Source organism: Nonomuraea sp. NPDC050404 (assembly GCF_040655495.1).
Taxonomy (GTDB): domain Bacteria; phylum Actinomycetota; class Actinomycetes; order Streptosporangiales; family Streptosporangiaceae; genus Nonomuraea.
Window position 1 is genome coordinate 351,740 of record NZ_JBFAKB010000004.1, and the last position, 18,640, is coordinate 370,379.

Genomic DNA, 18,640 nt, shown 5'->3' on the forward strand with positions numbered 1-18,640 from the left:
AGGAAACTGATCGTATGACGGAATCGTCCAAATTCGACTACCGCCCCTGGTTGTACTGGGACCACGCGACCGAGGAGGACCGCCGCGCCCAGGAGGGGCACCTGGCGGGGCTCCGGGACGGGATCGGCCTCGACGCGGCCGGCAAGGTGTTCATCTCGCCGCTGGCCGCCGTGCACACCGACCGCCTGCGGATGGGCGACTTCTGCTACATCGCCGCGCACGCCTACGTCACCGACGACATCGCGATGGGCGACGACTGCACGGTCAACCCGTACGCGGTGGTGCGGGGGAAGGTTGAGCTCGGGGACGCGGTCCGGATCGGGGCGCACACGTCCCTGCTGGGCTTCAACCACAGCACCGAGCCCGACCGCCCGGTCTTCCGCCAGCCGATCACCTCCAAGGGCATCCGCATCGGCGACGACGTGTGGATCGGCTCGAACGTCGTCGTGCTCGACGGGGTGACGATCGGCGACCACGCCGTCATCGGCGCGGGCTCGGTCGTCACCAAGGACGTACCCGCCTGGGCCATGGTCGCCGGCAACCCGGCCCGCCCCCTCCGCGACCGCCGCCACCCCCGCGCCAGCTCTTCCCACAAGGGCGACCTGGAGGGGCGGCTGGCCGAGTTCGCCGGGCGGGCGCGGGAGCAGGCCGGGGAGGTGCTCGCGCGTTGCTGGACCGGTGAGCGGTACGTGGACCGTCCCGGCGCCCGGCCCACCGTGCGCGCCTGGTGCGACGCGGTGGAGATCGCCGACCTCCTGCTCGGCGGCCCGCCCCCGACCCCGGCCCGCGACGAGATCGTCGCCTTCCTCCGCGACCGCCAGGACCCGGCCACCGGCCTCGTCCCTGAGCTCGACGCGCAGGGCCGGCCGGAGCTGGAGGGCGTCACCGCCTACCACGTGCTCTGCGTCGGGTACGCGCTCGACCTGCTCGGAACCGGTTTCCGGCACCCCGTCCACGCCGTGCACGACCTCACCGCGAAGGACCTGACCGCCACGCTCGACGGCCTCGACTGGACCCGCGAGGCGTGGACGTCGGGCTCGGTCGTGGACGCGATCGGCACCGGCCTCTACCGCAACCTCGCCGGCTTCGACCTGCGCGGCGACCTCGAAACCCTGTACGGCTGGCTGCTGACCCGCGTACGCCAGACCCACGGCATGTGGGGCGAGCCGGACAACGACTCGGGCTGGCTGATGGTGGTCAACGGCTTCTACCGGCTCACCCGGGGCACGTTCGCCCAGTTCGGGATGCCGCTGCCGTACCCGGAACGAGCCGTGGACACCGTGCTCACCCAGGCCCGCGACCCCCGCTACTTCGGCCCCGACACCGGCAACGCCTGCAACGTGCTCGACGTCATCCACCCGCTGTGGCTGCTGGGCAAGCAGACCCGGCACCGCCGGGCGGAGGGCGAGGCGTGGGCCAGGGAGCACCTCGCCCGCGCGCTGGACGGCTGGCAGGACGGCGCGGGCCTCAGCTTCGAACTGCGCCAGGGGAGCGCCCCGACCCGCACACCCGGGTTGCAGGGCACGGAGATGTGGCTGGCCATCATCTGGCTGCTGGCCGACTACCTCGGCATCTCCGACGCCCTCGGCTACCGGCCCCGGGGCATCCACCGCCCGGAGCCGGCGATCCGTTACCCGGTCTGAGAGGTCAGTGACGGCAGGTCGATCGCGGCGGCCATCGCGTGGTGGCCGGCCGCGCTCGGGTGCAGGTGGTCGCCGCAGTCGTGGCGGGGCAGCAGGCGGCCGGGGTCGGCGGGGTCCCGGAGGGCCGCGTCGAAGTCGGCCAGCCCGTCGAACACCCCGCCCTCCCGTACGAACGCGTTCACCGCCTGCCTGGCCCGTTCCCCCTCGGAGGTGTGGAACTCGGCACCCGCGAACGGCGTGATCGTCGCGCCGACCACCCGCACCCCGGCGGCGTGCGCGGTGGCCACGATGCGGCGGTAGGCGGCGATGAGGTCCTCCGCCCGCGCGCCCGCCCCGAGGTCGTTGACGCCCGCCGCCAGGATCACGGTGTCGATGCCGGGCTTGGTCAGCACCTCCTCGGCCAGTCGCCGCTCGGCGGGCCGGCCGGTCCCCGCCGCGAGCACCTTCCCGCCCGACACACCCTCGTTGACCACCCCGACCCCGGGCGCGACCCGATGGGCGAGCAGGTCCGCCCAGCCGTGGCCGGTCTCGGAGCCGACGCCGGTGGTGAGGGAGTCCCCGAGCGCCGCCACGACCCGCACCGGCTCGGACGTGACCACGGTCAGCGCGTCGAGCCAGTGCCAGATCGCCACCTCCTCGGTGTACGCGCCGTCGCCCTCGTCGGCGGCGTGATCGCCGGGGAGCGAACGATAAGCGGGCGAGACGGTGGGCTCCCACCCATTGGGAGGCGGCGCGGAGAGCAATGGGGCGGCGGATGGCGGGTCGGACGGGGCGGTGGCGCGGTTGCGGCCGGTCAGGGTGTCGCACTCGCCTCGCAGGTAGATGCTCACGGCGAGCCGCTGCCACGCCCGCACGTACCTCTCCACCGGATCGCTGAGCACCGTGGCACCCGGCGCGAGCGTCACCGAGCAGCCCCCGCCGAACGTCACCCCCCGGTTCGTCCCCGGCTCCAGCGCGGCCCCGGCCCGCCAGACCCCCACGCACACCCGCCCGAACGTGACCGCCCGCCGCCCGAACGCGTTGGTGAGCCGTACCCGCAGCCCGTAACCGCCCACGGCGACCCGCACCACGTTGCGGACCGTCAGCTCGCCCGGCACGCTCCACAGCGCCTCGGAGGCGGCCGCCCAGGTGGTCACCGGGCGGCCGGCCGCTACTGCCATGCCGAGGTGAAGGAGTACTCGCCGGACGACACCTGGCAGATCACCGCAGAAGAGGTCCGTCCGACCGGCTCCACCGGCCCGCCGGACTCCCGCACCGAGGCGGGGTCGGTGGTGGGCACGTGCACGGTGGCCGTGGCGCCCGGCGGGACGCGTACCGTCAGCCGCAGCGTGTCACCGTCCACCTCCCACCGGCTGGCCAGCCGCCCGAGCGGCGACTCGTAAGCGGCCGAGGCCCACCGCAGGTTCCCGCCGGGCAGCGGGCGGATGAGCGGGCGGCGGAAGCCCACCGAGTCCTCCTCCTGCCCCAGCCCGGCGACCCCGCCGTACAACCACGCCCCGACCGAGCCCAGCGTGTAGTGGTTGAAGGAGTTCATCGCGACGGGCCCGAAGCCCTGCTCCTCCGTCCAGCCGTCCCACCGCTCCCAGATGGTGGTGGCGCCGCGCTTGATCGAGTACCCCCACGAGGGGTAGCGGTCGTCGTGCAGCAGCGCGTACGCGAGGTCGGCGTGCCCGTGCTCCGACAGGATCGGCCCGAGCAGCGCCACCCCGGCGAACCCGGTGGTCAGCCGCCTGCCCCGCCGCTCCAGGTCGGCCACCAAGTGGGCGACGGCGGCGGGCACGAGCCCGTCGGGGACCAGGCCGTGCGCCAGCGCCAGCAGGTACGCGGTCTGCGTGTCGCCCTCGATCCGCCCGTCCGCCGCGATGAACTCCGCCGCGAACGCCTTCCCGATGCGTTCCCGCAGGTCCGCGTACCGTTCCCGGGCCTCGGCGTCGCCCAGCACCTCGGCCGCCTTCGCGGTCAGGTCGGCGCTGAGCGCGAAGTACGCGGTGGCCAGCACGTCGCGCGAGGTGGTCACGCCCGCCTGCAGCCAGTCGCCGTAGTGGCTGCCCGTCCGCTTGCGCCAGATCAGGTCGGGGTTGTTGCGCTCGATGTAATCGACCCACGCGCGCATGCTGGGCAGGCTGTCGCGCAGCACCCGCTCGTCCCCGTACACCCGGTAGAGGTGCCAGGGGATGATCGTGGCGGCGTCGCCCCAGGCGGGGGCGCCGTGCCGTTCGGTGATCACGTGCGGCACGACGTCCGTCACCGCCCCCTCGTCGGTCTGGGCGTAACGCAGGTCGGCCAGCCAGTTCGTGAAGAAGGCCGCCACGTCGGCGTTGTAGCAGGCGGTGGGCAGGAACACCTGCGCGTCCGCCGTCCAGCCGAGCCGCTCGTCGCGCTGCGGGCAGTCGGTCGGCACGGAGACGAAGTTGTCCCGCTGGCTCCACCGGATGTTGCTCATGAGCTGCCGCACCATGGCGTCGGAGCAGGAGAACTCGCCCGCCACCGGCGTGTCGGAGTGCATCGCCCGGCCCAGGACCTCGAAGTCGGCGTGCCCGGTGACCTCGACGTACCGGAAGCCGTGCAGGGTGAAGCGCGGCTCGAACGTCTCCTCCGGCCGCCCCGCCGCCACGTAGTGGTCGGTGGCCTCGGCCGAGCGCAGGTTCTCGGTGTAGAGGTCGCCGTCGGCGGTGAGCGCCTCGCCGTGCCGCAGCGTGACGCGGGTCCCGGCGGCGGCGCCCCTGATCGTCAGGCGGACCCGGCCGGCGATGTTCTGGCCGAGGTCGACGATGGTACGGCCGTCGCGCTCGCGCCGTTCCACCGGCGCCAGGTCCTCGGTCACCCGTACGGGCTCGGCGGCGGAGGGCACGAGGATGTCCGTGCCGGTGTCCACGACGCGGGCCGGGGCCCAGGTGGAGTCGTCGAAGCCGGGCAGGTCCCAGCCGTCGTGCTCCAGGCGGGCGTCGTACCACTCGCCATGGAGCAGGTCGGCGTAGCGCAGCGGGCCGGTGGTCTCCCGCCACCGCTCGTCCGTGCCGATCACCGTGCGCGAGCCGTCCGCGTGCTCGGCGACGACCTGCACGAGCAACTGCGGGTGCCGGCCGTAGCGGTTGGCCTGCTGCCGGCCGTCCCAGCCGAGGCTGCCCGACCACCAGCCCTCGCCCAGGATCGCGCCGACGCAGAGCGGCCCGTCCCCGGCCAGGTGGGTGACGTCGTAGACCTGGTACGGCACGCGCTGCCGGTAGTCGGTCCAGCCGGGGGTCAGCTCGGCGTCGCCGACGCGGTGGCCGTTGACGCGCAGCTCGTACAGGCCGCGCGCGGTGCAGGCGATCCGCACGGCGGTCACCGGCGGCAGGTCGATCTCGCGGCGGAAGTGGCGCGGCGCGGGCAGGCTCTTGGTGTGGAACGTGCGCGGCTCGCCGTCGTCCTTGGGCGGCTCGAACGGCGGGTTGCTCTCGGGGTCGTGGCCGATCCAGGCCGTCCGCCACTCGTCGGCGTGCAGCACCCCGGTGTCGAACCACGACTGCGCCGACTCGCCGCCGCGCAACTCGACCTGCCAGGCGTAGCGGGCGAACGAGGCCAGCGGCGCGCCGCCGTAGTCGGCGCTGACGTCCTGGCCGTCGATCCAGCCGCTGTCCCAGGCGAGCAGGCCGCCGGGGCCGTGCACCCGGACGCGGTGCCCGGCCGGTGCGTCGCCGCGCCGGTCGGAGGCCAGCCGCCAGCTCAGCCTGGGCGTCTGCGTGCCGACGCCGAGCGGCGTGCGCAGATGCTCACACCGCAGGTCGTACGGCCGCAGCGCGGCGGCGGGTCCGGCCTCGGGCAGCTGCCAGTTGTCTACCACGTCCACTCCTTCGCCGGCCGGGCCAGCTCGTAGTTCCTGCGCGGGGCGGTCGGATGGACCTTGCGCCCGCTGTACATCGGCCGCGCGGTGCCCTCGGGGCTGATGCCGATCACGTCGTCGCCGCGCCAGCGCACCTGGTACTCGCGGCCGGCCGCGACCTCGGTGCTCGTCGTCTCCGGCACCGGGAAGGTGACCGTGATCCGCTCGCCCGCCCGTGGCGCGGGGATGGACAGGTAACCGTCCGGCGCCCACACGCCGGTCTGGGAGCCGGTGATCTCCTCGCCGCCCCTGGACACGCGCACCTTGGCGTACCCGGCCCAGTCGGGCACCCGCATCCGCAGCTCCGGCAGGTCCTCGTGCACGTCGAGGTCCACCCGGCCCTCGTGGGGGAGGTGGCTGAGCACGGTCACCTGGCGGGTGGCCCGGGTGAGCAGGAGGTTCACCCGGGGGATCCGGTCCTTGACGGTGACGATCGAGTTCCAGCCCCAGAACAGGCCGCGTACGCCGGAGCCGACGCAGCACGCCTGCACGTCGGCGGTGTGACCACGGCCCAGTTCGACGTCGCAGACGTAGTCGTTGGGCGCGCCGTATCCGGCGAAGGCGCCGAGCACGCGCTCGCCCACCCGTACGTGCGTCGTCCAGCCCGGCCTGTCGCCCGAGGTGTCGGGCGCGGACTCGACCCAGCTCAGGTCGGTGAGCTGCGACTCCACCAGGTGGTTGCGCAGGAACCGCTCGACCACGCCCCAGTAGGCGGTGTGCCCGGCCGCCGCCAGCGTGGTGCCGGTGCCGATCAGGTCCACCAGGGAGCAGCTCTCGTGCTCGTAGCGCTGGTCGGTCAGGTCGCCGGGCGTCCAGCCGAACGCGGTGGCCTGGGTCAGGGCCCAGTCGTAGCTGCGGCGTACGAACGCGGTCAGCTCGTGGTCGCCGGTGTGGCGGGCGTAGCGGGCGAGCCCTTCGAGGGTGCCCAGGCGGGTGTGGAAGTGGCCGCTGCGGTAGGCCCGCGCCGGGTTGAAGCTGCCGTCCTCGTTGTAGACCCCGCTCTTGTGCACGATCAGCCGCGCGAACCAGCCGCACAACTCCAGCGCGTCCTGGTTGCCCGTGGCCTGGTGGTAGCGGAGCAGCGGCATGATCAACCGGCCGCTGAAGGAGGCGGGGTCGGGCGCCAGGTGCAGCGCGATGGCGTTGGGGGAGGGCCAGCCGTCCGGGGTGTACTCGGAGGCGGGGTAGAACCACACGTCCCGCTCCTTGATCGCGATCCGCTTGAGCGCGGCCACGTGCCGGTCGGCCAGCCGTTTCGCCTCCGGGTCGCCGTCGGAGACGAACCACGTGGTCAGCGAGAGGATCACGGCCCGCTGGTCGATGAGGTTGGCGTTGGCGGGCCAGCCCACCTCGGGGCGGGCCTGGCGGTAGCTCAGGCCGTCCTCGCCGAAGAAGGTCGCCAGCCGCTCCCTGAAGCCCTTCTCGACCTCCCGCCACGTGTCCTTGCCCGTCATCTGCCGGGCCAGCAGGGAGGCGTCCAGCAGCCGGCCGTGGCTGGAGCCCCAGTCCCAGTCGCCGTGCCGCAGCACCGCAGGGCGGGCCAGCAGGTCGGCGCTGAAGTACGGGATGCCGCCCATGTCCGCGTCCGGCAACCCGGCCACCGCGTTCATCGCCAGCTCGGCCCGTTCCTCGAGCAGCACCGTGTCGGGGATCTCAGGCATCTCTCAAAACCCCTCATAAATATTCAGGCATGCATAGATGTCCCATTCAGCCTCCTTTGCCGCTGGGGTGACGTCAAGAGATGTATAGATATTCATGTCTTGTTGGATATGTTACGCTGAGGCAGGATGGCCGTATGAGCGAAGATTCGGTGGTGCGGCCACGCGCCGAGGCGGCAGTGACCCTGCGACCCGCCCCCGGAGGGCGCATCGAGGGAGGCTTCTGGGGCGCGCGGCAGCAGGTCAACCGCGACGTGACGATCCCCCTGGGCGAGGAGCGGGTACGCGAGTCCGGCGCCTTCGCCAACCTCGAACTGGCCGCCCGCGGTGCCGGAGGGGAGCACCGCGGGAAGGTCTTCGCCGACTCCGACGTCTACAAGTGGCTGGAGGCCGTGGCCTGGGAACGCGGGCGCGCCGAGAGCCGGGACCTCGCCAGGTCCTACGAGCGGGCCGCCAAACTGGTCGAGTCCGCCCAGGCCCCCGACGGCTACCTGCACACCCACACCCAGCTCACCGGCCGCGCCCGCTACTCCGACATGGCCTCCGCCCACGAGCTCTACTGCGCAGGGCACCTCATGCAGGCCGCCGTCGCCGGCCGCCGCGCCACCGGCGACGACACGCTGCTGCGGGTCGCCACCCGCTTCGCCGACCACCTGGTCAAGGACCTGCCGCCGGACGCGCTCGACGGACACCCGGAGGTCGAGACCGCGCTGGCCGAGCTGTACCGGGAGACCGGCACGCGCCCGTACCTCGACCTGGCCACCCGCATGGTCGACGGCCGGGGGCGCGAGCAACTGCCGCTCAAGGGCCACCACGGGCCCGGCATCCGCCAGGACCGCGTGCCGCTGCGCGAGGCCACCACGGTCGAGGGGCACGCCGTACGCGCCATGTACCTGGCCGCCGGCGCGACCGACGTCGCCATCGAGAACGCCGACAGCGGCCTCCTCGACGCGCTCGCCCACCAGTGGCGCGACATGGTGGCGACCAAGACATACCTGACGGGCGGGCTCGGCTCCGTCTGGTACGGCGAGCAGTTCGGCGGCCCGCACGAGCTGTCCCCCGAGACCGCCTACTGCGAGACCTGCGCCGCCATCGCCAGCGTGCACTGGTCCTGGCGCCTGCTCCTGGCCACCGGCCAGTCCGTCTACGCGGACCTGATGGAACGCACCCTCTACAACGCCGTCCTGCCCGGCATCTCACTCACCGGCGACCGCTTCTTCTACGTCAACGCGCTGCGGGTGCGCGCCGGCGCCAACCCCGACGACCGCCGCTCCGCCGCCAGGGGCCGCCAGGACTGGTTCGGCACCGCCTGCTGCCCGCCGAACGTCATGCGCCTGCTGTCCTCCCTCGACCACTACCTGGCCACCCGCTCCGACGACGGCGTGCAACTCCACCTGTACGCCTCCGGCAGCGTCCGCGCGGGCGACGTCCTGCTCCAGGTCGAGACCGACTACCCGTGGAACGGCCGGGTCGAGATCGTGGTCCGCGAAACCCCCGACCACCCGTGGACCCTGTCCGCCCGCATCCCGTCCTGGGCGGACGCGGCTGTCATCGACGGCGAGGAGCTCGTGCCCGGGGATTACCACCGCGTCCGGCGCACCTGGCGTACCGGCGATCGGATCTCCCTGGACCTCGGTGTCCGACCCCGCCTGACCGTCGCCGTGCCCCGGCTGGACGTGGCGCGCGGGCAGGTCGCCGTCGAGCGCGGCCCGCTCGTCTACTGCCTGGAACAGACCGACCACCCCGGCGTCATCGTGGACGACCTGTGCGTCACGGCGGACGCGGCCCTGCGCGACGGAACCCCGGTCCCCGGCCTGCCTTCCGAGGTGGTGCCGGTCATCGCCCGAGGCCGGGCCCACGCCCACCGCGACGACGATGCCGGCTTCCCCTATCGCACCGCCACCGCACCCCGGGAGCCCGAGCACACGGGGCCGATCGATCTCAGGTTCGTGCCGTACTATGCCTGGGCCAACCGTGGCGCCGGGCCGATGACGATCTGGGCGCCCATGCACTGATCGTGGAGGCGCCATGTCAGGTTCGGGGGAAAGGGAAGATCCGGAAGCGTTAGGGTCGTGAGGCGGCTGGTCGCCGAGCGCACCCGCCTGTTACGACTGTCTTTCGAAGATCCGCGGGCCGCCGCCGGCCTGGTGCTGGTGCACGGCCTGGCGGCCCTGGCGCCGGCCGCCACCGCCCTGTCCACCGGCTGGCTGGTGGCCGCGCTCACCGGCTCCTTGTCCGGTTTCCCGCCCGGCTCCTTGCCCGGCTCTTTGTTCGGTTCTTTGTTCGGCGCGCAGGCGTCCGTCGTGTGGCCGCTGGTCGCGATGGCGGCGCTGCTCGCGGTCACCGAGGCGTTGGAGGCGCTCGCGGGGGCGCTGGAGCAGTACCTGGCCGGGCACGTGGACGCCCGCGTGATGCGGCGGGTACGGCTGCTCGCGCTCGCGCCCGCCGGCATGGCGCACCTGGAGGACCCGGCCTTCGCCGATGAGGCGTCCCGGGCCTCCGACCTGGGCGGTGGACGGATCCGCTCGCCGGGCACCGCCGCCGTCGGCCAGCTCCGCCTGGTGTTCAGGATGTTGAGCGCGGCGGGCTCGGCCGCCGTGGTGGCCACGCAGTTCTCCGTGGTGCTGGCGGTCGTGGTGCTGGCCCTGGCGTTGACCCAGCGGGCGTTGCTGCGTCGCTGGTGGATCGGCCTGGCCGAGGTCGCCGACGGGCGGGAGGAGTTGCGGCGGCGGGGTGAGTACTGGTCCGAGGTGGCCTCGACGGGGCCGGCCGCCAAGGAGATCCGGCTGTTCGGGCTGGCGGAGTGGGTGGTGCGGCGGCGTACGCGGGAGGTGCTGGCCTGGGCCCGGACGATCTGGGAGCACCGGCGCGGCATCCTGCGACAGCAGTGGCTGACGGCCGTCCTGGCCGCCGCGAGCGCCTGCTTGGTGCTGCTGTTCCCCGGGCTGGCCGCCGTTCGCGGCGATCTGTCCCTCTCCGCGCTCGTGACCGTGCTGGTGGCGGCGGGGGCCGTCTTCGGCATCGCGGCCATGGGTCATGAGGCGTTCGACATCGAGTTCGGCCTCGGCGCCGTCCGCGCACTCGACCGCCTCACCGCGAGCCATCAACCTATGACATTCAGCGAGGCCGGGCACCAATTCTCCGCGCCGCCGGAGCTCAGGGCCGAGAGCGTGGGCTTCCGTTACCCCGGTGCCGAGCATGGTGTCCTCGGTGGGCTGGATCTGACCGTCCGCCCCGGCGAGGTGCTTGCGCTTGTCGGGCACAACGGCGTTGGCAAGACCACCCTGATCAAGTTGCTGGCCGGTCTGTACCTGCCTACCACCGGCCGCGTGCTCGTGGACGGCCAACCCCTGACCGCCGAGAAGCTGGCCGCGTGGCGACGCCGGGTGGCCGTGGTCTTCCAGGACTTCAACCGCTACCCGCTCCCGGCCGCCGACAACATCGCGATGGCCGCGCCGGAGCACCGCGACGACCTGGACGGCATCCGCGCCGCGGCCCGCCGCGCCGGCATCCACGAGGTGATCGAGGCGCTGCCCGCCGGCTACGACACCCCGCTCACCCGCGACCGCTCCGACGGCGTCGATCTGTCGGGCGGGCAGTGGCAGCGGGTGGCCATCGCCAGGGCCGTGTTCGCCGTCGGGCACGGGCGCGACGTACTGATCCTGGACGAGCCCACCGCCCACCTGGACGTCGAGGCCGAGACCCGCTTCTATCGGCAGGTCGTCGCCGAGGTGCCGGGCACCACGGTGCTGCTCATCTCACACCGGCTCTCCACCGTCCGCAACGCCGACAGGATCGTGCTCCTGGAGGCCGGCCGGGTCGCCGAGCAGGGCGATCACGACGACCTGCTGGCACGGGACGGCGCCTACGCCCGGCTCTTCCGCCTCCAGGCCGCCCGCTTCACCACCATGACGGGAAGCGAAGGATGACCGCCAAGCTCAAGTGGCCGCGACTGCTCCCGCACCTCTTCGCGCTCGCCTGGCGCGCCGACCCCCGCATCGTCACGCTGATCGCCGCGCTGTCGGTCGTCCAGGCCGTCACGAACGCGCTCATCGCCCTCGGCCAGCGCTGGCTGGTGGACGCCGCGGGCCGGCACGCCATCGGCCCGCTCGTCCTGGCCGTGATCGTCGGCACGCTGGCCTACGCCGCCCTGGGGGCGTGTGGCCGTACCCGCAGCAACTACCAGGATGACCTGATCAACCGGGTGGACGTCGAGGTCAACCGGGAGATCCTGCACGCCACCACCGCCATCCCCACCCTGGAGCACCTCGAACGCCCCGACTACCTCGACCGCCTGAGCCAGTTGCGCCGCCAGACCCACTCGCTGGCCGGCTCCTGCTGGGCGGTCACCGACACGGCGGTCACGCTGATCAGCGCCGCGCTGTCGGTGTGGCTGCTGGCCTCGGTGCACCCGGCGCTGGGCGGGCTGGCCCTGCTGGCGCTGCCGCCGCTGTGGGCGGCCGGACGCGCCAGCCGCCGCCTGGCCGCCGCCGGCCTGGCCACCGCCGGGCACTCGCGGCTGGAGCAGCGCCTGCACCGGATGTGCATCGAGCCGGAGACCGGCAAGGAGATCTACGTCTCCGGCGCGGGCCCCGTACTGGACGAGGCGGCCCACACCGCCCGCACCCACGTGGTGGGCGCGCTGCTCAGGGCGCGCCTCGGCGCGATCGGCTGGCAGCTCGCGGGCTGGCTCTGCTACGCCGCCGGGCTGGTGGCCGCGCTGGTGCTGACCACCCGGATGGTCGCCGCCGGGCAGGCCACGCTGGGGGAGCTGATGCTGGTCATCACCCTCGGCACCCAGCTCCGCTTCCAGGTCTACAGCACCGTCCACTCCTTCACCCGGATCGCGGGCGCCGCCCACGCCATGGACCACCACCAATGGCTGCTCCGGTACGCCGACAGCAACCGCGCCACCGGCACCCGCCCGCCGCCGGACGGCCTGCAGTACGGCATAGAGCTGCACGGCGTCTGCTTCACCTACCCCGGCGCGGCGGAGCCGGTGCTGTCGGAGGTGCACCTGACCCTGCACGCGGGCTCCACGGTGGCGCTGGTGGGAGCCAACGGCGCGGGCAAGACCACCTTGGTCAAACTCCTGACCGGCATGTACGCCCCCACCGCCGGCTGCCTGGCGGCCGACCGCTTGCCGTACGCCGAACTGGACCTGGACGCCTGGCGGGAGCGGCTGACCGGCGTCTTCCAGGACTTCGTGAAGTTCGAGCTCCCGGTACGCGAGACGGTCGGCGTCGGCCGGCTGCCCGCCATCGACGACAGGGGAGCGGTGAGCCGGGCCATCGACAAGGCCGGCGCGGGCCCGATCGTCGCAACCCTGCCCGCCGGCCTCGACACCCAGCTCGGCCGGCTCTACGAGGGGGCCGAACTGTCCCACGGCCAGTGGCAGCGGCTCGCCCTGGCCCGCTCCCTGATGCCCCGCTACCCGCTGCTCATGGTCCTGGACGAACCCACCGCCGCGCTGGACCCGCAGGCCGAGCACGAACTGTACGAGCACTTCCTGCGCCACGCCGCCGCCGAACACGGCCGCATCACGCTACTGGTCTCCCACCGTTTCTCCACCGTGCGCAACGCCGACCACATCGTGGTGCTGGAGGAGGGGCGGGTGCTGGAGCAGGGCAGCCACGAGGAGCTGATGGAACTGGGCGGCCGGTACGCCACGCTGTACAACGCCCAGGCCGCCGCGTACTCATGACCCGGTGTTCGGTTCTGCGACCGTGACGCGTGTGACGGACAGGCGTTCCACGTCGCTCACCACGTCCGCCCGCAGCACCCCCGTGAAGGTGCTGTCTCGGATGGTGATGTCGCGCAGCGGCTGCTCGGGATAGCCCCGCAGCAGGTACGCGCTGCGGGTGTTAGCGCTGCGCACCTCCGCCACGTTGATGTTGCGGATCGGGGGAGGGTCGTCGCCGTTGTGGCCGTCGCCGTGGTAGAGGTCGATTGAGACGACCTCCTTGGTCAGCCCGTCCACCTCCACGTCGCGCACGAACACGTTCTCCACGAACCCGCCGCGCACCGAGTTCGTCTTGATGTAGAGCCCGAAGTACAGCCCCTCGCCACCCCACCGGCACCGTTGCACGAAGACGTTGCGGATGCCGCCGGTGGTGTCGGTGCCGATGGCGACGGAGCCGTAGCGGTAGCGCATGTCGCAGTCCTCGATGAGGACGTCCTCGCAGGGGACTCCGACGCGGCGGCCGTCCGGGCCGCGCCCGGCCTTGATGGCGATGCAGTCGTCGCCGACGTCGAAGACGCAGCCGGTGATGACCACGGACTTGCAGGACTCGGGGTCGCAGCCGTCGTTGTTGGGGCCGCGTGAGTAGATGGACACGTTCCTGACCAGCACGTTCTCGCATCGCACCGGGTGGATCTCCCACATGGGGGAGCGCACGATCCGCACGCCCTCCACCAGCACGTTGCGGCACAGGTACGGCTGGATCATGTTCGGCCGGAAGTAGTGACCCGCGCCGAAGATCCGCTCCTCGACCGGTACGCCCGCCGCGGCCATGCGCTGCAGTTCGGCCCAGTCCTCGGCCTCGTTCGGCATGCCCTCCCGGTAGCCGAACTCCGGTGTGCCCACCCACGGCCACCAGTGCTCGGGACCGGCCGCCCCGTCGAGCGTGCCGCTGCCGGTGATCGCGATGTTCTCCTGGCCGTAGGCGTAGATGAAGGGCGAGTAGTTGTAGCACTCGATCGCCGAGAAGCGGGTGTAGACGGCGGGCAGGTAGTCGTCGGGGTCGGTGCTGAACAGGATCGTGGCGTCCGCCTCGACGTGCAGGTCCACGTTGCTGAGCAGGTGGATCGCCCCGGTCCTGTGCGTTCCCGGCGGCACCCGGACGTGCCCGCCGCCCGCCTTGTGACAGGCTTCGATCGCGGCCCTGAACGCCTCGGTGCCCTGCCCGTAGTCGGTCACGTCGAACCAGCGGTCGGGGAACTCCGGCGGGCGCACCCGGTCCCGGAGTTCGTCGGCGTACAGCCAGGCCTCTTCCTCTGTCATGACGGCACCCTCCTCATCCGCAGCGCGTGGTAGAGCGGCAGCGCGATCACCCAGGACGGGTTCCACGTGTTCGCCTCGCCCGTACGCTGCCAGTTGGTCTGGAAGAATCCCTCGCCCTGCTCGCCGGGGGTCTGGAACCCCCAGTCGCCGGGCTCCTGACAGATGCCCTGGCCCATGGCATGCAGGATGCGGTCGGCCTGCTCGGCGTACCAGGTCCGGCCGGTCGTCAGGCCGAACTCGCTCAGCTCGGAGGTCGGGAAGAACACGTCGAGGTGGTGGTTCTGCACGCTGACCGCCGGCCAGCCGCTGGCCTTGAAGCCGCGCCGCTCGAACGTGCTGCCGCTGTCGTACTCGGGCGACCACACGTAGACGAACGTCAGCAGCCAGTCGGCCGCCGTCTCCGCCCACTGTGCGTACTGCTCCTGGCCGGTCAGCCGGTACAGCTCGTAGGCGGCCAGGAAGAAGTACATCCCGGCCTCCTTGTCCTCCCCGGAGGCGTCGAGGGTGGCGTGCGCGAACGGCCGCTCGAACGTGGCCGCGTGCAGCCGGTGGTAGGCGGCCAGCACCTCCTCGGCGCGCATCAGCCACATGCGCTTGTCACTCAGCCGGTACGCCCCGAGCATGGCCTGCACACATGCGATCCCCGCCGCGGTGATCATGGGCGAGACCGCGGTCCCGTCCGGGGTCCAGCCGAGTGGGACGACGCCCTCGGGCAGCCGCGTGTGCCAGAAGAGCGCGGCGGCGTCCTCCACCGCCTCCTGCCACTGCGGCGGCACGTCCAGCCCGGCCTCCCTGAACTGCACCGCGAGCGCGGCCAGGTCGGCGATCGTCTCGCCGTGGGCGCGGCTGGAGACGAAGTCCGCGTCGTTCCTGCGGAACATCTCCCACCGCTCCTCGTCGACCAGGTAGCGGGCGTGCCGCAGCCCGCGTACCGGCGTCGCGCTGCCCTCGACGTAGAAGTCCGCCGCGCGGCCGGCCCGCTCGAAGCGGCCGAGCATGGCGTCGCACCGCGCCAGCTTCATGCACTGGCCGGTCCACCCGTACAGGTAGGAGCGGGGGCGGCCGTGGCGGACGCCCTCGTAGGCGAGGTAGCCGTCGCCGTCCCAGCGCGAGTCCATGGCGATGGTCTTCAGCCGGACGATCTCGTCGGCCGGCAGCGGCCGGGCACCCTCGCTCTGGTAGAGGTCGGTGTGCACGAGCTTGGTGAAGCCGAGGCCGCGTGGCTCGACCGGTCCCCAGTCCAGGGTGTGGCGGGTGGTGATCGTCTCGCCGGGGGCCAGGTCCCGGTAGCCGACCGGTCTGTCCGCTACTTCCGCCTTGCTGACGTAACAGACGTCCGGCTCGCCGTCGAACATGATCACCCCGGTCGTGGCGGCCACCGTGAGCCCGGGGGAGCGGACCAGGCCGAGCGAGCCGTAAGTGACCCTGCCGTCCCGGTCGCGTACGGGCTCAGGATGGGCGAACACGCTGACGTAGCGGTCCTCCCAGGCGGCGTTCACGGCGGGGATGGGCAGCCGGTGCTCCTCGCACACGAAACCACGCTCGATGCGGGGCACCTTGCGGGCGGGGTCGGAGGAGGGGTTGCCGTTGTAGAGGACGCCGGGCATGGTCACGTGGGCGTCGTCGGCGGGCAGGGGGAGCAGGAGGCCGGCCGCGACGTCGGTGACCTCCCGCTCGGAGTCGTTGCGCCAGGTGGTGGTGAGGGTGAGCAGGCCGTCCGGGGTGAAGGCCAGCTCCAGGTACGCGCTCAGCGCCCCGGCGCTGGCGGTCGCCACGATCGACGCGTCACGCAGGTGCACGGTGCCCGGTTCTGCGGGCTTGATCCGCCAGGGGCGGCCGGTCGAGGCGGTGAGCAGGCCGCGCAGGGGAGCCCGCAGGTGCGGCCCGTCGGCGTCACGCCGCCCGAGCCGCACCTCGGGGCCGCCAGGCCCGTCCACCACCTCGACGACCTTCCCGCCCGGCTCGGCGATGACGGCCGGGACATCGGAGGCCACGGCGGTCACGGAGGCTGCGGCGGTCGCGGGGGCCGCGGCGGCCGTGGAGGCTACGGCGGTTACGGGGGCCGCGGGGGCCTGGTCTGCGGTGGTCATGGGCGCCGTCGCAGCCTGATCGCCTGGCCGACCGTGCCCGGCAGGGGCACCGTCACCGTCGGGCCCTCCTGCACCTCGCCCCACGTGACCGTCATCTCCCAGGTGTCGATCACCTCGACCTCGTACCGCCCCTCGGGCACGTCGTACGTCCGCTCGGGAAAGCGGTGCTCCCCGCAGAACTCCAGGTAGAACTCGCCCGTCAGCTCCAACATGGGCGCGTCCCGATCGACGTACCGCGCCTCGGCGGGGATCGCGGTCAGGATCTGCCGCAGCAGCGCCAGCCGGGGCACCGCCCCGCCGGACAACGTCCCGCCGGCCTCCGACCAGGTCAGCCCGTCCTCGTCCCGGTAGGACTCCCCGTGCGTGACGCAGCGCCGCCGCACGGTCCCGTCCCACGCCTGGTTCACGACCTCCTCGGCCGTCAGGCTGCGCCACGGGTCGTCGGCGTCGCCCTCGTAGCCGCACATGTCCATCCGCACCGGCTTGTGGTGGTCGCGCGTCTGGACCCAGGCGTCGCGCGGGCTGCGCGCCCGTACGCTGCCGTGGGTGAACGAGCGCCGCCACAACAGCGGCGAGCCGGCCTCCACGGTGATGGACAGCGGATGGTGCCCGGGATCCTCCTCGGCCACCAGGTCGGCCAGCCGCACCCAGTCGTGCTCGGACAGGCCGGGGAACTGGGAGGGGTCGTCGGTCAGGGACCACCACACGTTCCGGTGCACGGCCAGCCTCGGCACGACCTCCGACACGTACCGGGCCGCGGCCTCGACGTCCGTGACCCCCTCCCCGGAGCTCAGCAGCACCAGTTCGGCCGTCACGCCGATCGCGGCCAGCTCCGAGACCCGATCCTCCAGGGAGTCGAGCGAGCAGCGCGAGGCCAGCGCCGCCATCCGCACCCGGTCGAACGGGGAGGACTCCAGCGTGGCGAGCGTCTGGGCTCGCCGCTTGTCCTCCTGGAGGTGCCAGCCGAGCGCGGTGGTCGCCATGCCTTCGTCGATCATCGCTCCACCCTCGTCATCCGCAGCGCCAGGTACGGCCGGCGCGGCAGCCCCACCCGCACCTGGTCCCGATGCACCCCGTCCACCGGGGTGATCGTCATGTCCCAGGTGTCGATCAGCTCGATCCCGTAGTCCCCGCCGGGGGGCAGGTCCACGGTGACCTGGGCCGCCTGCCGCCGCCCCAGGTAACGCAGCAGCACGCCGTCGCGGCGGGCTTCCATGATCTGGCGCAGGAAGGCGATCCTGGCGGGGCTCTCCCCGTAAAGGCCGCCGCCGTTGCCGATCCACGCCCGTTCCTGGTATCCGGCCAGCGACTCGCCGTGGCCCACGTAGCCGCCGCGCGTCATGCCCTCCCAGTAGCGTTCCATCAGCTCCTGGCCGGTGACGTTGCCCCAGCGTTTGCCGATGTTGCCCTCGTAGGAGATCTCGTCGATCACCACGGGCTTGGGGCACTCCTTCAGCCACGTGTCGGTCGGCGTGGAGTCCCAGTGCTGCACGCTGTGGTGGGTCACCCACGGCTTGGTGTTGTCCCACAGGGTCGCGACCTCGAACATGCGGGTCCCGTTGTGGATCGAGCGCAGCCGCTCGTACGGGTCCAGCCGCACGATGGCCCGCAGGATGTCGTCCCAGTCGCGCACGGTCTTGGACTTGTTGAAGTCGTACTCGTTGGCGGCCGACCACCACACGTTCCGGTAGGCGGCCAGGCGGGCGATCGTGTAGCGCAGGAACGCGTGGTCGGTCTCCCACCCCATGTCCTGGATGCCGCGCACGCCGAAGTCGTACGGATGGAAGAGGATGATGTCGGCCTCAATTCCGAGGTCGAGCAGATCCTTGACGCGGGCCTCCAGGTGGCGGAAGAAGACCGGGTTGAACCGGGTCTTGTCCAGCCCGTCGGGGTCCTGCCCGGCGAAGGGCACCTCCGGCGGCCGCATCGGCCCGGTCGGCAACACGCACATGCGCAACTTGTTGAACGGCGAGGCCGCCAGCGTGCGCAAGGTCTGCCGCTCGCGCTCCTCGTCCATGTCGTGCGTCCAGTGGTACGCCGTCGTGCCGAACGGCAGGTACGGCGTGCCGTCCGCGTACGCGAAGTCGATGCCCTTGGTCCGTACGGGGCCATGGTTCCCGGGACCGGGCGGCACTGCCTCGAAGCCGCCCTTGTGCCCGTCCAGCTCTGTCACATTGCTAACGGTGGTGTAGCTCCACGGACCCACCGCGTCCGGCATGAACCGGACGCGGTAGACGCCTTCGCCGTCGTAGAAGCCCTCGGCCTCGACGATGCGATTGCGGAACTGGAACCGGGCCGACAGGTGAACCTCCGCGAAGGGGTTACCGCCGGCCGGCCCGGCCAGCTCGATCTCGTGGACGCCCCAGCGTTCCACGATGGGGGAC

11 protein-coding genes are annotated in these 18,640 nt (G+C 72.4%); 4 read left to right on the top strand and 7 right to left on the bottom strand.

Annotated features, from left to right (window positions below):
* Positions 1-14 precede the first annotated feature (14 nt).
* The gene (locus AB0I81_RS13160; protein WP_360654842.1) at positions 15-1,643 is read left to right on the top strand and encodes an acyltransferase; all 1,629 of its coding nucleotides are present in this window, start codon (positions 15-17) and stop codon (positions 1,641-1,643) included.
* On the opposite strand, the gene AB0I81_RS13165 is transcribed toward AB0I81_RS13160, so the two are convergent.
* The 3 genes from AB0I81_RS13165 to AB0I81_RS13175 are packed head-to-tail and all read right to left on the bottom strand — an operon-like array spanning position 1,631 to position 7,166.
* Positions 1,631-2,803, bottom strand: a complete 1,173-nt coding sequence (locus AB0I81_RS13165) for a GDSL-type esterase/lipase family protein (protein WP_360654845.1) — start codon at positions 2,801-2,803, stop codon at positions 1,631-1,633. The genes AB0I81_RS13160 and AB0I81_RS13165 overlap by 13 nt on opposite strands.
* Entirely contained in the window at positions 2,794-5,466 is a 2,673-nt protein-coding gene (locus AB0I81_RS13170; RefSeq protein ID WP_360654848.1) for a glycoside hydrolase family 78 protein, read from the bottom strand. Before AB0I81_RS13170 ends, AB0I81_RS13165 begins: the two co-directional genes overlap by 10 nt.
* Positions 5,460-7,166 (bottom strand): hypothetical protein, encoded by a 1,707-nt coding sequence (locus tag AB0I81_RS13175; protein ID WP_360654851.1) that lies wholly within the window; start codon positions 7,164-7,166, stop codon positions 5,460-5,462. The genes AB0I81_RS13170 and AB0I81_RS13175 overlap by 7 nt, the downstream gene beginning before the upstream one ends.
* 134 nt (positions 7,167-7,300) lie before the next feature.
* Here AB0I81_RS13175 and AB0I81_RS13180 point away from each other — a divergent pair, with 134 nt between their 5' ends.
* From AB0I81_RS13180 to AB0I81_RS13190, 3 genes are read left to right on the top strand one after another with little or no spacing between them, the layout of a single operon-like run.
* A complete protein-coding gene (locus AB0I81_RS13180; protein WP_360654854.1) occupies positions 7,301-9,178 on the top strand; it encodes a beta-L-arabinofuranosidase domain-containing protein in 1,878 nt (625 codons plus the stop codon).
* Between the two features lie 57 nt (positions 9,179-9,235).
* Entirely contained in the window at positions 9,236-11,092 is a 1,857-nt protein-coding gene (locus AB0I81_RS13185) for an ABC transporter ATP-binding protein (RefSeq protein ID WP_360654857.1), read from the top strand.
* Positions 11,089-12,867: an ABC transporter ATP-binding protein gene (locus tag AB0I81_RS13190; RefSeq protein WP_360654860.1), complete on the top strand. Its 1,779-nt coding sequence runs from the start codon at positions 11,089-11,091 to the stop codon at positions 12,865-12,867. The genes AB0I81_RS13185 and AB0I81_RS13190 overlap by 4 nt, the downstream gene beginning before the upstream one ends.
* Here the strand turns inward: AB0I81_RS13190 and AB0I81_RS13195 are convergent.
* From AB0I81_RS13195 to AB0I81_RS13210, 4 genes are read right to left on the bottom strand one after another with little or no spacing between them, the layout of a single operon-like run.
* The gene (locus AB0I81_RS13195; protein ID WP_360654863.1) at positions 12,862-14,166 is read right to left on the bottom strand and encodes a glycoside hydrolase family 28 protein; all 1,305 of its coding nucleotides are present in this window, start codon (positions 14,164-14,166) and stop codon (positions 12,862-12,864) included. The genes AB0I81_RS13190 and AB0I81_RS13195 overlap by 6 nt on opposite strands.
* Positions 14,163-16,256: a hypothetical protein gene (locus AB0I81_RS13200; RefSeq protein WP_360654866.1), complete on the bottom strand. Its 2,094-nt coding sequence runs from the start codon at positions 16,254-16,256 to the stop codon at positions 14,163-14,165. Before AB0I81_RS13200 ends, AB0I81_RS13195 begins: the two co-directional genes overlap by 4 nt.
* Positions 16,253-17,254: a DUF5605 domain-containing protein gene (locus AB0I81_RS13205; protein ID WP_360654869.1), complete on the bottom strand. Its 1,002-nt coding sequence runs from the start codon at positions 17,252-17,254 to the stop codon at positions 16,253-16,255. The genes AB0I81_RS13200 and AB0I81_RS13205 overlap by 4 nt, the downstream gene beginning before the upstream one ends.
* Positions 17,251-18,630, bottom strand: a complete 1,380-nt coding sequence (locus tag AB0I81_RS13210; RefSeq protein WP_360654872.1) for a DUF5060 domain-containing protein — start codon at positions 18,628-18,630, stop codon at positions 17,251-17,253. Before AB0I81_RS13210 ends, AB0I81_RS13205 begins: the two co-directional genes overlap by 4 nt.
* Between the last annotated feature and the right edge of the window lie 10 nt (positions 18,631-18,640).